The sequence below is a fragment of the Thiomicrorhabdus hydrogeniphila genome, from assembly GCF_054656895.1.
On record NZ_BAAHXL010000001.1, the window covers coordinates 1,157,797 to 1,170,599 of the forward strand.

13 protein-coding genes are annotated in these 12,803 nt (G+C 37.2%); 9 read left to right on the forward strand and 4 right to left on the reverse strand.

All coding sequences use genetic code 11. The features are described 5' to 3' along the window. The 8 genes from ACYQ0E_RS05130 (at position 1) to ACYQ0E_RS05165 (ending at position 6,175) form a co-directional block, all read left to right on the forward strand. Positions 1 to 633: a condensin complex protein MksE gene (locus tag ACYQ0E_RS05130; RefSeq protein WP_460187168.1), complete on the forward strand. Its 633-nt coding sequence runs from the start codon at positions 1 to 3 to the stop codon at positions 631 to 633. Continuing rightward, a complete protein-coding gene (locus ACYQ0E_RS05135) occupies positions 630 to 1,877 on the forward strand; it encodes a hypothetical protein (RefSeq protein WP_460187169.1) in 1,248 nt (415 codons plus the stop codon). The genes ACYQ0E_RS05130 and ACYQ0E_RS05135 overlap by 4 nt, the downstream gene beginning before the upstream one ends. After that, entirely contained in the window at positions 1,874 to 2,737 is an 864-nt protein-coding gene (locus ACYQ0E_RS05140) for a DUF7281 domain-containing protein (RefSeq protein ID WP_460187170.1), read from the forward strand. Before ACYQ0E_RS05135 ends, ACYQ0E_RS05140 begins: the two co-directional genes overlap by 4 nt. Before the next feature lie 287 nt (positions 2,738 to 3,024). Further along, positions 3,025 to 3,849 (forward strand): type IV toxin-antitoxin system AbiEi family antitoxin domain-containing protein, encoded by an 825-nt coding sequence (locus tag ACYQ0E_RS05145; RefSeq protein WP_460187171.1) that lies wholly within the window; start codon positions 3,025 to 3,027, stop codon positions 3,847 to 3,849. Then, positions 3,824 to 4,729, forward strand: coding sequence for a nucleotidyl transferase AbiEii/AbiGii toxin family protein (locus ACYQ0E_RS05150; protein WP_460187172.1), 906 nt, complete (start codon positions 3,824 to 3,826; stop codon positions 4,727 to 4,729). The genes ACYQ0E_RS05145 and ACYQ0E_RS05150 overlap by 26 nt, the downstream gene beginning before the upstream one ends. Before the next feature lie 67 nt (positions 4,730 to 4,796). Then, on the forward strand, positions 4,797 to 5,309 hold the full coding sequence (locus ACYQ0E_RS05155) for a metallophosphoesterase family protein (protein ID WP_460187173.1): 513 nt from the start codon (positions 4,797 to 4,799) through the stop codon (positions 5,307 to 5,309). Then, positions 5,257 to 5,463, forward strand: a complete 207-nt coding sequence (locus tag ACYQ0E_RS05160) for a metallophosphoesterase family protein (protein WP_460187174.1) — start codon at positions 5,257 to 5,259, stop codon at positions 5,461 to 5,463. Before ACYQ0E_RS05155 ends, ACYQ0E_RS05160 begins: the two co-directional genes overlap by 53 nt. 232 nt (positions 5,464 to 5,695) lie before the next feature. Beyond that, positions 5,696 to 6,175, forward strand: a complete 480-nt coding sequence (locus tag ACYQ0E_RS05165) for a nucleotidyl transferase AbiEii/AbiGii toxin family protein (protein WP_460188701.1) — start codon at positions 5,696 to 5,698, stop codon at positions 6,173 to 6,175. A 271-nt stretch (positions 6,176 to 6,446) separates the two neighbouring features. Here the strand turns inward: ACYQ0E_RS05165 and ACYQ0E_RS05170 are convergent, their stop codons facing one another. The 4 genes from ACYQ0E_RS05170 to ACYQ0E_RS05185 form a co-directional block, all read right to left on the reverse strand. Continuing rightward, the gene (locus tag ACYQ0E_RS05170) at positions 6,447 to 7,973 is read right to left on the reverse strand and encodes a DHA2 family efflux MFS transporter permease subunit (RefSeq protein ID WP_460187175.1); all 1,527 of its coding nucleotides are present in this window, start codon (positions 7,971 to 7,973) and stop codon (positions 6,447 to 6,449) included. A 5-nt stretch (positions 7,974 to 7,978) separates the two neighbouring features. Further along, a complete protein-coding gene (locus ACYQ0E_RS05175; protein WP_460187176.1) occupies positions 7,979 to 8,974 on the reverse strand; it encodes an HlyD family secretion protein in 996 nt (331 codons plus the stop codon). Positions 8,975 to 9,326: 352 nt separating this feature from the next. Next, positions 9,327 to 10,568 (reverse strand): L-lactate MFS transporter, encoded by a 1,242-nt coding sequence (locus ACYQ0E_RS05180; protein ID WP_460187177.1) that lies wholly within the window; start codon positions 10,566 to 10,568, stop codon positions 9,327 to 9,329. A 453-nt stretch (positions 10,569 to 11,021) separates the two neighbouring features. Next, positions 11,022 to 11,861 carry an MYG1 family protein gene (locus tag ACYQ0E_RS05185; RefSeq protein WP_460187178.1) on the reverse strand — a complete coding sequence of 280 codons (840 nt, stop codon included), beginning with the start codon at positions 11,859 to 11,861 and terminating at the stop codon, positions 11,022 to 11,024. Positions 11,862 to 12,184: 323 nt separating this feature from the next. Here ACYQ0E_RS05185 and ACYQ0E_RS05190 point away from each other — a divergent pair, with 323 nt between their 5' ends. Continuing rightward, the gene (locus tag ACYQ0E_RS05190) at positions 12,185 to 12,766 is read left to right on the forward strand and encodes a hypothetical protein (protein WP_460187179.1); all 582 of its coding nucleotides are present in this window, start codon (positions 12,185 to 12,187) and stop codon (positions 12,764 to 12,766) included. The last annotated feature ends 37 nt before the right edge of the window (positions 12,767 to 12,803 follow it).

The following is a 12,803-nucleotide window of genomic DNA, read 5'->3' on the forward strand; positions in this document are numbered from 1 at the left end:
ATGGAAGAAAAGAATTGGCTTAGACAGCTTATCCGTGGCGAAGTTTTATGTATTGTCAAGGATGAAAAAGCCGTTGACTGGCTTGCCACACATGCTGGACAAGATTATGCAGAGGATGCATTGGGCTATGTTGGGATGCAACTGGCCAGTGATGAGCAACAAACTTATTTTTATGCAGCCTATGACAACTTAGATTCAAAAGAGGATGCTAAAGCACTAAAAACACACCTCCAATACATTGTTAACTTAATGCATCCCTTACTGGCATTTTTAGACTTTATTGCTCAGGCAAATAACGATGATCAGTATGCGGATATTGAGCATATCTACCGTTATTCGGAATTGATTACCTCAATTGAAAATAGTCAAGTTATTAAAGAATCACTTAGGACCCTAACTTCACATGGATTATTCAAGACAGCTCGCTCGAAATCTAGCCTAAGTGAAAAACTCAGTGCAACTCTTAAAGCCATGGAGGAAGAAGGTTTCCTGCTGTCTGATGGTTCTGGAACTCACTATACTGTCACAGGCAAGTTAGCTTATTACATCAAATTGTTTGAAGAGATTGTTCAACACCAAGCTCCAAGTCTAATAGATCAAAGCAGTGGTCCTCAAAAGGAACTTGTGGTGTGAATGCAGAGGAAATTAAAAAGCTTGGTGAGGCTATCGCGAAAAATGCTGAACTGCTAGCCAATCTTGATTTGGTTGAAGCTGACCCGATAGAGTTAGATGTAATATCGCAAAGCTTGGGCTTACTCAAGAACTCGCGCATTGTTGAGGAATTAGAGCACAATAGTTTCTTTCCAGGAGAAAACTTTGAATTGTTAAGAAGTGCAATTCATTCCTCAAATTACGAAGCCAATACAACCCCAGATATTGGTGAGTGGGTATCTAAATTTAAACACCGCTGTGAGCATTTTGCCCGTGTAGCTACCGAAAACGATACTGAGATTTTTGCCGTTAAGCGGTTTATCTACCGTTATATTCATCAACTTACCTCGAACTTAAAAGGCTCAATACGGGATATAGATTTTCAGGTAAGTAATGAATTCGGGCATATTAAACGACTTGAAGACAAGATTTCTGAAACGGATTTCTATCTGAACCATACTCAAGAAATTCTTGAAAAACTGAACCGTTTAACTTACCGAGAGTTAAAAGAGCTAACCAATCATCCTGAGTTAGAAAGAATTATCCTAGTGGTTCTAGACGCAAAACTAAGTGCATTGCGAAATTACTTGGGTTTGGTGATTCGGAAAATCCAAAAGTTAAGTCTCTCATTCCGTAGGATTGAATTAAGAACTCGTCGTCTTAAACGCATTCTCAATGCATTGGAAGAGAAAGCTTTTCAGCCCAACACAGAATCGTTGTTTGTTGAAGATTTTGCTAGTCTACTTGTAAAAAATGCAGTACCTCAAATTAAAGCAGGTTACCGCCTTGATGATGAGCGTTACATTAATCAAAGTCGCTTTAAAGATCTAGTTACACAAATCTCAATGCCAGATGTAGAGATTTATTCAACAGAGAGTTCTGAAAATATTGCTCTGGAAGTTGATACTGTAGATATGAATGATGAAGAACGATTCTGGACCAAATTAGAATTATGTAAATCTGATTTTTCTAAACTTATTGTTAATTCAAACAATCCAATATCCGTTATCGACTTCTGGCACCAAAGCCACAATCTAAAAGAACTGTTAAGTCAGGATGCTTGGCTTGCATACGCAAATCGTTGGTTAAATGAACTAGCCAAAGACCTTAATGGAAGTGAGTGGCGTTGCTCCATCAAGTCGATTGAGAATACAGTATCGATTCACTCCGATATATATGTGCTCGCTGATATCAAAATCCAGATACTAAAGGGCAGGGCGGCATGAAGCTTTCTAAGCAGCAACTACAACGCCTACAAAAGATCTTAGAGGAAGGGATACCGACTGCTGTTGCTTTAAGCCAAGTCTGGAAGGATTTCTATGAATCAGAAATGATTGGCTTAATTCAGGGTAAAAAGTTAGTCTTTGAAACTTCTGATTTATCCAGAATTGAAGGCTTCTTAGATATTAATGGTTATCCTCGTACTTCTACAGAATACGATTTCTCATCGAGAGCTCATGCGGCAGAAAGCTTACCAAGCGAAAAAATGGCAACGACTACAGTTACCCATGACCGTGTTTTGGTGAAATCTATTAACGAATTCTTTGAACTTCATGGTGTTACTTTTCCAGCTTTTCACGGCATTGAGTTTAAAGTTGAACAGGCACTCCAGTTAGATGGCTCACAAGTAGTTTTAATCGAAAACTTAGAACTGTTTTTAAAGGCCGAAGACTACAAACAATTCACTACTTTGCTAAACAATGATGCGTTGTTGATTTATAGAGGCGGCACAGGAATTTTTTCAACGAAAGCATCGATCGAGTTTTTGCAAAAATTCTCTGGAGAACGAATTGGCTTTTTCGATTTTGATCCTGCTGGACTATGTCGGCTTGGACATAAAAACCTCGATTCAGTCATTCTTCCAGATTTTGAGTGTATAGGCTTAAATCAGCTTAAAAGTGGGTCTAGAGAAGATGTCTTTTACCAGCAACTACCTAAATACCAACATTGTCTAGAAGAACTAATTCTTGGGTCAAGTGAACTTACTGACTTTGCGGGTTTTATGAAAGAGGCTCAGCTTGCGGTAATGCAAGAGAAGCTATTTGCAAGCAATAGCGAGCTAATAAAAGTTCCTGAATACAACTAATTAATTTCAAATATTTTGATATATGGCTATAAATTACATATCTATTCAAAGAACATTCTATGAATGTAGTTTCAAGTAAATCTGGCCTCGTCTTTAGGGCAATTATCACAATAGTTTTTCTCTGCCGTGTTTGAATCTCCACTATTTACATCAAAAATCAGTCATGTAAAAATTTTTAGATCTCGTTGGGGTTTAAATTAATTTAGGTGGGTTGGTTTATTTTTTGTTATATTTGCATAATATATCTATGCAAAAACTTACTTTTTTAAACCAAGAGTCTTTTGTTTATGAATTCTGAGTATTATTCTAAAAAAATGGAGCTGATGAATACCTTGCCTGAAGGCTTGGTGATAGGACGTGCGTGGTTAGAAAAAAAAGGTTTTTCACGACCTGATATCGATTATTACTTAAGAGCGGGCTACTTGCAAACCGTTAAACGAGGGCTTTATCGTAAACCTGGTGCAGAACTAAGGTGGCAACAAATAGCCTACTCTCTAGAAGAAATAGGGTATTGTTCGCATGTTGGAGGCAAGACAGCTCTTGCAGAAAAAGGTTTTGCTCATTATTTAGAGTTAGGTTCTAGAGAAATACAAATCTATAGTGCTAACAAACTTCCTAAATGGCCTGAGCTTTGGAGAGAAGAGCATAACAGCAACTTTGTATTCTCGTTGCATTCCAAAAAATGGCTTAATAAAGCACCACTGGAACTATTTACGACGATACCTTTTGGAAGCTGGGATTGGCCGATAAAAACAGCTCAGCCTGAGTTAGCTTTGGTTGAGTGGCTGAGTGAGGCGAAAACCGTATCGGACCTTCAAGCAATCGATTCTGTATTTGAAGGGCTAGCCACATTAAGCCCGAATAGAATGCAAAAGACATTAGAGTGCTGTGAATCGATACAAACAAGACGTTTGTTTGGTTGGTTCTGTGATCGCCATCATCATAGTTGGTCAAAGCGTATGAATTGGAAAACGCTGGATTTAGGGAAAGGAAAAAGAGCCTTTATAAAAGGAGGTTCTTTAAATAAAAAATGGCAGATAACCGTTCCAAAAGAGATGGAGCATAGCTTGAATGATGGAGATGGTTTTGGATTCGAACAATCCTTATTTTAAACAAGTACAGCTCTTGGTAAGAGTGTTACCTGTTTTAGAAGAGCACCCTGTCTTTGCGTTAAAAGGTGGTACGGCGATTAACTTGTTTATACGTGACCTACCTAGATTATCCGTTGATATCGACTTGGCTTACGAACCTGTTAAAAACCGTGATGTAAGTTTGGCGGATATTCATGCAAATTTGTCTCAGATTGCAATGAAGCTTCAAAATAGTGGTTTCAGGGTGCAAAAAAACGATTCAAATAGAACGACTCGTTTAACAGTCTCGAACAGAGATGTCCAAATTAAAATTGAAACATCGCCAGTGTTGCGCGGTACAGTACATCCTCCACAAAGCATCTCTGTGAGTCCAAAAGTTGAGGAACTATTTGGTTATAGTGAAGTGCAAGCACTGAGTTTTGAAGACCTATATGCTGGTAAAATCTGTGCAGCACTTGATCGGCAGCACCCGCGAGATCTATATGATGTTAAAGCGCTATTGGAGCACGAAGGCATCTCCGAAAAGTTAAAAGACACCTTTCTAGTGTACTTAATGAGCCACCCAAGGCCAATGCATGAGTTACTGAATCCAAACTTTAAGGATATTACGGATATCTTTGCCAAAGAGTTTGAAAATATGACAACAGAAAAAGTCGGCTTAGCTGAATTGATAGAAGCAAGAAGCCTGCTGGTTCAAGAAATACATAAATCTTTAACTGAAGTGGACAAAGCGTTTTTATTGAGTGTTAAAAGGCGCAATGCAGATTGGGGACAGTTTGTGTACCCAGAGGTGGTAAACCTTCCTGCAATTAAATGGAAGATACACAACTTGGCTCAAATGCCAGAAGAGACTCACCTAAAAGCTGCAAATCAGTTAGAACAATTTTTACAAAGTATTTAGAACAAAAAAAACAGTCCAGAAAATTCAAGTCTAAGCATAAAAATATTTTTAATTTACAAGGAACGTGATGAAGCTTTTACATATTAGTGATACACATGGATCTCACTCTGCGTTGGATGAAACGATTAAAATGCTTGTCGAAAGCAATGACATTGATGTGATTATCCATTCTGGAGATTTCATGCACCATGCAATGAAATATATGGATTATGAAAGCTTTATAGAATGGTTTAAGTCACTACCTATCGAACATAAAATTCTAGTTCCTGGAAATCATGACATGTGGTGTGAACAGTTAGAGTTTGATCAAGAACTCAGGAAAGCTGTTGTACCGGATGATGTTCATCTCTTAATCAATGAAAGCATCCAAATCAAAGGTATAAACTTTTGGGGAAGTCCATATACACCTGAATTTTTTAACTGGGGATTTCAGCTTTACGGTACCGAAGGTTATGAATTGTGGGCAAAGATTCCTGAAAATACCGATGTTTTGATTACTCATGGCCCCTCAATGGGGGGTGCTAGACATGTTGCCAACGGGCGTGTCTGTAGGCTGCCCATTTTTAGCTCAGCGAATTGATGAACTTGAAATCAAGGCTCACCTTTTTGGGCATATTCATGATGCGTATGGACTATCTCATGAAGCTAATTATGTAGCAGCTAATAGTGCCATTATGAATGAAGAATACAAACCTGTTAATCAACCTCAGATTATTGATTTGAATCGCCACTAATTTACTAGACACTTCATAGCTATATAATTAATTCAAAAAATAAGGCATAGATGCTCAAATACTAGCTTTTTAAAGCTCAATTATTACTTACTAAAGATTGGTATTCTAAAAAGAATAATTAAATTAGGTCTCGATTTTAGAGGTTTGCTAATTGAAATAGTTAATTTTTTATGGACGATTTGTTAAAGCCGTTGAAGCCGAGTTTCTGGCATTAGGTATTGATGAGGTAGAGATTACCCAGAAACAAAAGGGTATAGACACTCAGATTGAGTCAGCGTTTTTAAAAAATAGTACGCAGGTTTTTGATATAAAGTTAGATGGAAAACAAGCGGTCAAAATTAAGTTTGAAGTGAATACCTTGCCACCACTGGATTTTGAGACTGAAGAAAAATTGTTAATTGAACCCTTTTCATTCTTTGTAAAATGTTTTAGCTTGCCTGATTTATTTGCTGGAAAAATGCACGCATCAATGTTTAGAAAATGGATTGCCATAAATTTGGACCACTTTAATGAGCGTGCTTTACAAAGCAATGATATTAATACACCACTTAATAGAGAAGCCTTTATGGGTTTATTGAAAAAGCGGGTAGAAGTGGTGGATTTTGATAATGCAAAGCAAGATATTGAACGATTTATTGTTGATAGATCTCCACTAGAAATATGGTCAAAAGATTACTTTTTAGCCCTTGCTGAAAAGTTAAATTTTAAATAGTTCTGAGTGAAGATTTCTAGCTTAGCTAGAAATTTAATTATCTATAGGTTCTGAATTTAATCTCTTAACTCATTGATTTAAAATGATTATTTTTGATTTATTGTTACTGTCAAGAAATGACTGAATCGAGCCCCCGCTACCACATTCTAGCAACTACTTAGAGTATTCTAAGTGGTTGTTTTTCTATGTCTAAAAGTAGCTAAAATCAATTCCTATTCTTTATTTCAGCTTTAGTTTATGTACTGTATGTTCTATTTTTTTAGCGTTGTATTTATTTGAGGTTTCTTTTTTTAATTAGGAATAATAGTGGAGCCAATACAATAAAGCTGAGCATGACTGTCCAAAAGGTGTCATTAAAGGCGACCATCATGGCTTGCCGATTTACTTCATTGTTTAGGGCTATGATTGCGTTGGGCATGTTTACGGTTAGGTTTTGAGTGGCTAGCCAGTTAATGACTTCTGGGTTATTGACTTGTATTTGACTGCCTAGTCCTACTTGGCTTTGGTGATTACTGTGATTTAGTATTGTTATTGCTACTGATATACCAACGGAACTGCCAATGGTTCTTGCTACATTGTAAATCCCCGCCGCTTGGCTAGTTTGAGATTTTTGTAAGGTTTCGTAAGCTAAGGTAGATAGGGGGACAAATATCATACCCATTCCAAAACCTTGTACGATTGCGGGGATAATAAAATTAATTTCGGCTGAGTTTAGGTTTTGAATGCTAAATAAATAGGTTCCGGTTGAGGCAAAACATAGGCCAGTTGCGATAATCCAGCGTAGATCTACGCGGTTAATAAAACGTGAAATGGCAAACATGCCAATGGCTGATGCAATGCCTCGTGGTGCCATGACTAGGCCTGCGGTTTGTGCATCATAGTTAAATAGGTTTTCTAGCATTAGGGGTTGTAGGGCAATCGTGCCAAATAATCCAAAACCAAATATAAACATCATAAAACTGGCTGTGGCTAAGTTTCGGTCTTTAAGTAAGGCTAAATTAACAACACTGTCTGCTCTGTTCCAGGAACGCCATACAAAACTAATTAGAGCTACAAAACTGATTAAGGTAATGGCTTGAATAGTCATAGAATCAAACCAATTGTCATCATTGCCTCGGTCTAGCATAAATTGTAAGCATCCAATTCCTAGAGCTAAAAGACCAGCGCCTAACCAGTCGGCTTTTACTTTTTGCCCGGGCTCATAATTAAGTAAAGCCCATGCCATCATCAAATTTAAAGCGCCTACAGGTAGGTTTATATAAAACACCCAGCGCCAATCTAGGTGGTCGGTAATATAACCGCCTAGCGTTGGTCCTAAAACGGGTGCAAGCATAATACCTACTCCCCACAAGGCCATGGCTTTACCGCGTTCTTCTTTTGGAAAAGTATCAATCATGATCGATTGTGATAGCGGTACAACAGAGGCGCCAAAAAAACCTTGAATTAAACGAAATATAACCATTTCAACTAAAGAGTCGGCTTGTCCGCATAAGGCAGAGGCAACTAAAAAACCAATAATGCTGATTAGCATTAAGCGCTTACGCCCAAACATTTTGACCCAAAAACCCGTTAGAGGAATCATTATGGCTTCAATGACGATATAGCTGGTTAACACCCAGGTAATTTGATCGGAATTTGCGCCTAGGGCTCCCATCATATCGGGCAGAGCCACATTGACGATAGTCATATCCAAAATAACCATTATGGTGGTTAACATAACCGTTATCGAAATCAAGCCTCGGGGCACACCTGATTTAGCAATACTTATGTCAGGTGTGTGCGCTTGTGACTCACTCATATTGATTAATTCGCTTTAGATTGGGTGTCTAAAGTTATGGTGGCACTTGCTCCTACACGTAAAGCATGTAAGGCTTGGTCATCATTTTTAGGTAAATCAATATGAATTCTAATTGGAAAACGCTGTGTGACTTTAACCCAGTTACCTGTTGCATTTTGTGATGGAATCATTGAAAACGCTGATCCGCTAGCAGGGCTAATAGATTCAACTTTTCCCGTTAACACCAAATTGGGTGCTAAATCTAAAACAATCTTCGCTGGCTGGCCATCTTTTATTCTAGGTAAATCCGTTTCTTTAAAATTAGCGATTAACCAATAATTATCATCTTGAATCATTGGAAACAATTTTTCGCCCGTATTAACATATTGACCAGGTTGAATATTAAAGTCACCCAATACGCCATTATTGGGTGCTGTAATGTAGGTTCGTTGTAGGTTTAGTTTGGCTAAATTAACGGCTACATTGGCAGAGGTAATTTGTGCCTGTGCTTCTGCAAGTTTGGCTTTTGAGGCTTTAATAGTCGATTCTGCGGCTTCTAATTTAGATTTAGCTTCTTTCAGTTTATATCGGCTTTCATCTTCGGCTTGCTGTGACGATAATCCTTTTTGAGTCATGGTTTTAATGCGTTTGTTATCTATAGATAAGTAGTCATATTCACTTTGCAGTTCTTTTTGTTGCGATTGCACATTATTAATTTCGGCTTTAGCCGAAACGGCTTGTGTTTGAGCTAGGCTTAATTGAGCCTGAGCTTGGTGTAAATCTAGATTAAATTGATCTGGGTCTATTCGCAGTAAGAGTTGACCTTTTGTAACCTGTTCAAAAGGTTTTACTTTAACTTGTTGAATAGCACCTTGTACTTGAGGGCTAATATAAACGCGATTTGCATCTACATAGGCATCATCGGTAGAAGGGTAACGGGCTTGATACTGCCACCAAAAAAAGACGGCCAAACCGAGTGCGATTAAGATTATTAAAATTAAAATCTTTTTTAACCAATTCATAGACAAAATCCTACTTATTTTTTGTAGATTTAATTTGCAGAATGATTAATAAAACCCAAAAAAAAGCAAAGGGTTGTATTAAGAGCTTTGTAAAATGGATGACTACGAGAAAATAAATAAGCCCAAAGGTTCTGCTGATTATGCGAAGCTGTTTACTCAATTGTAGCTAAGTTTTAAAAAATGAGTCTGTATGTACTGTTGAATGTTGCAATATTGAATGGCTTTGTGAATTTTTATTGTGAAAAGTGAGGGGTTAAGTGTAAGAAACATTGCATTTCTTACACTTAGAAGTTTTTTGTAAAGTTATTAATGAGCGATAATTGAGCCCATTTATGCGTTTACATTAAATTTATTAAGCCAAGTTCTGTTTTTTCTCAATACTTTTAATGTTGATAAGCATGGCAATAGAGATGATTAACGCAATAACAAAAAAGCCAGAGAACACATAAAGTGTTTCAGCATAAGAACCGGTTGCATCTTTAACCATAGAAATAATTAAAGGCCCAACTAAACCAGCGGCTGCCCAAGCGGTTAGTATGTAACCGTGTATAGCGCCAAGTTCTTTGGTGCCAAAAATATCGCCAATATAAGCGGGTATTGAAGCAAATCCACCACCGTAACAAGACATAATGAAATACAAAATAACTTGAAAAAGAATAATTTCAGTTATAGATGGCAACACATAAAACGCAACCGCCTGTGTGGCAAAGAAAATAATGTAAACGATGGGTCGGGTTAAGTAATCTGATAATGATGCCCAAAATATTCTACCGGCACCATTAAATACACCCATTAAACCAACCGCCGCTGCCGCAACCAATGCGGTTACACCTAATTGCTCTTGTAATAAAGGTGAAGCAACTCCAATAATGGCAATACCACAAGTTACATTAATAAATAACATTAACCATAAACCGTAAAAACGGGGTGTTTTTACGGCTTCATTTAAACCTAACATGGCTAGGTCTGTTTTAAGGGTTTTATGGCCTGATTCGATTTTTTTCTTAAAGCCTTCTGGTAAATAACCTTCCTCCGGTTTTTGTAAATATAAAGCCGAACTAAACATAATGACAAAAAAGGTAATGCCTAAAGTAATAAAGGTTGAGGCAATACCTATTTCTGATATAAGCACTTTAATGGTTGGCCCCCAAATAGCCGAAGCAAATCCAAAGCCCATAATGGCTAAACCAGTGGCTAAACCACGTTTATCTGGAAACCATTTAACCAAGGTTGATACGGGAGAAATATAACCAATACCTAAACCACAACCGCCTAAAACGCCGTAAAAGAAGTATAAAAGCATTTTAGATTCCATAAGTATTGCCAAACCAGAACCAGCGGTACCTAAACCAAACAGCACAGCGGCAATAATGGCAGAAACACGTGGGCCATTTTTTTCAACAAATTTACCCATTAACGCCGCAGATAAACCTAAAAAGAAAATAGCAATACTAAAAGCGATGGTGACATCGGTTAATGTCCAATTCATTTCAGCTTTAATTGGGTTTACATATACGCTCCAGGCATAGACTGAACCAATGCATATATGCACTCCTACGGCGGCTAATGCCATAAGCCATCTGTTTTTTTTCATTGGGTAAAACTCCTTTAAATTAGGCTTAGAAAACAATAATCAAATTTAAGCAAAAAGCTTTTATATTATTTTAATGAGACCTTTGCATGAGACAGGGGCACAAGAAAAACAAGATAGAATTCTTTAGCTTGAAGATAGAGAATTATGGCTGTTTTTATGTGTTCATGGTCTCGTGCAAAGGTCTCTTAATCTCTAACAGTGTATTGGTTGGCTAAAAGATTGTTTATTAGACAACAGTTTGAACATAATATGCGATATTACACAGTAAATCAGTGTAAAGATTTTAATGACGTTATAAGGGGTAAAGTCGTTATAGAAATTTAAAGGAGAGGGGGATAAGTTTAATTTGAGGTCTGTACTTTTCTTTTAAAAAAAGCAAATTACCCTATGCTCACAAGGCGGTATGGCCACAGGGTATACCAGGCCTGATAATTTGCTTTTAAATTTCAATTGTTATTGGCTTTTTGCCATAAATAATGCACTTTCTTGGCTTAAACTAACCGCCATAAAGCCGGATTTATGGCAGAAGATTGTATCAGTTAAACCCGTTACTTCATTTAATTCGGTATCGCGTAACCCTCTAAAGCGTTGTGGCAAATGATTTTCTTGGCCATTGCAGTAAACGCCAAATTGTTCTTTGGTTCTTGGATAAACCACACGTTTTATTTCTGGGTGTGAACTAATAAAATCTTTAAATGGTAGGTTTTTATCTAATACCAAAATTCCGTTTTCAACGGTTTTAGCGTACTCTTCAAGCTCAACCACTACCTCGGCTTCTTTTATGGCCGCTTTAATAAAGTTATTTAATATTTCTGTTGTAAAACCAATGGCTTTGTTAAAGGCAACTTCTTGTTTTTCAGGTTCGTCTGATGATTCGTTCATCATAGCAATGACTTGAGAAACAGAAGGGCGTGGATCATCTAAATACATGCCATTATCTACCGCATCAATATCGGCAATCAGTTTGTCATCTACCCATTGTGTGGCAAAGCCAATTTCATAATCGCCTTTTAACCCCTTTACCTCAAAAATACGTTTTGCATAATGACGCCAAATTAAACCCGCTGTGGCAAATGGGATTCCGTTTTCACGCTCTTCGGTAAAACTGTTTTGATGGTGATCAAAACGTAAAGTTTCTGGGTCATATTCCGCACCCACATCCAACACGATACTGGCTTGCTTAATAACCTTTTCATCTCTTGAACGTGTAATTTGACGTTCTTCAACCATTAAGACCATTGATATGGCAAAGACTTCGTCGGCATGAAAACGACCCGAATGAGTTACAAGCATGAATGTTCCTTTAAATAGGGGAATAGATTTAATTGAGGTGTATTTTAGCGTATTTAAGGCCTAAAGGCTTTTAATGTCGTTGACGAACTACATAATTTTTTTGTTTTTGGTAGGCCTGGTATGCCCTGTGGCCATCTAAAACTTTGTAAGTATAGGGTAAGTCATAAAACTGTCATCTATTTGTTACTTAACTTTTAAAAAGGGTTTATAGAATGGGCTTAAGTTTTGAGTTTGTTCAGACTTTAGTCATTTTTTGGTAATCATTAATGTAACCATAAATTGAACAAACACCATTTTATGAGATTTCATTTTAGGAAAAAATTATGCGTTTATATTCATTATTTGCAATCACTACTTTAACCGCGTCAATGGCCTTAACAGGTTGTAACGCATCTGAAACAAAACAGGCAGAAGTTAAACCGGTTGCCAGTAAAACGGCAGAAGTTGCGGCATCTTCTATTATGTTGTTTGAATCACATGATGAAGGGCGTATTAATATTTTTTACGATCTTCCAACGTTTGAAGGCTATAAAGCAGTGGGCGAAACGTCTTTTAGATTAACGCGTATTGGCGCAGGACCAAATGGTGAAACGGTTGTATTTGGTTTACCAAAAGACGATAAGAAAAAAGGTGCAAATACCCCTGCCGCTATGCTTTGGGATGGTAAAGCCAGTTACGATAATTTTTATGGCGAAATGTATGCAAATAACCGTATTTATGTATTTGATAATAAAGATGATATGGATTTTGTACGTAAAATGGGTGAACCAACCTTTATGTTTACAGACATTGGTGCGGGTCCAAAAGGTGAAACAGTTGTGTTTGTTTTAAACAAACAAAATAAAAAACACAAGCCAACAGCTTTAATTGCTAAATTCACCGCGATGCATTCCAATACTAAATAACCATATAAAGTATTAAATTGTATTTAAAAGCCCGATT

Coding starts and splice junctions, on each gene's coding strand:
- ACYQ0E_RS05155 (WP_460187173.1), top strand. CDS start 4,797: ATGAAGCTTTTACATATTAGTGATACACATGGATCTCACTCTGCGTTG.
- ACYQ0E_RS05170 (WP_460187175.1), bottom strand. CDS start 7,973: ATGAGTGAGTCACAAGCGCACACACCTGACATAAGTATTGCTAAATCA.
- ACYQ0E_RS05185 (WP_460187178.1), bottom strand. CDS start 11,861: ATGCTTGTAACTCATTCGGGTCGTTTTCATGCCGACGAAGTCTTTGCC.
- ACYQ0E_RS05130 (WP_460187168.1), top strand. CDS start 1: ATGGAAGAAAAGAATTGGCTTAGACAGCTTATCCGTGGCGAAGTTTTA.
- ACYQ0E_RS05140 (WP_460187170.1), top strand. CDS start 1,874: ATGAAGCTTTCTAAGCAGCAACTACAACGCCTACAAAAGATCTTAGAG.
- ACYQ0E_RS05145 (WP_460187171.1), top strand. CDS start 3,025: ATGAATTCTGAGTATTATTCTAAAAAAATGGAGCTGATGAATACCTTG.
- ACYQ0E_RS05190 (WP_460187179.1), top strand. CDS start 12,185: ATGCGTTTATATTCATTATTTGCAATCACTACTTTAACCGCGTCAATG.
- ACYQ0E_RS05180 (WP_460187177.1), bottom strand. CDS start 10,568: ATGAAAAAAAACAGATGGCTTATGGCATTAGCCGCCGTAGGAGTGCAT.
- ACYQ0E_RS05160 (WP_460187174.1), top strand. CDS start 5,257: ATGTTGCCAACGGGCGTGTCTGTAGGCTGCCCATTTTTAGCTCAGCGA.
- ACYQ0E_RS05175 (WP_460187176.1), bottom strand. CDS start 8,974: ATGAATTGGTTAAAAAAGATTTTAATTTTAATAATCTTAATCGCACTC.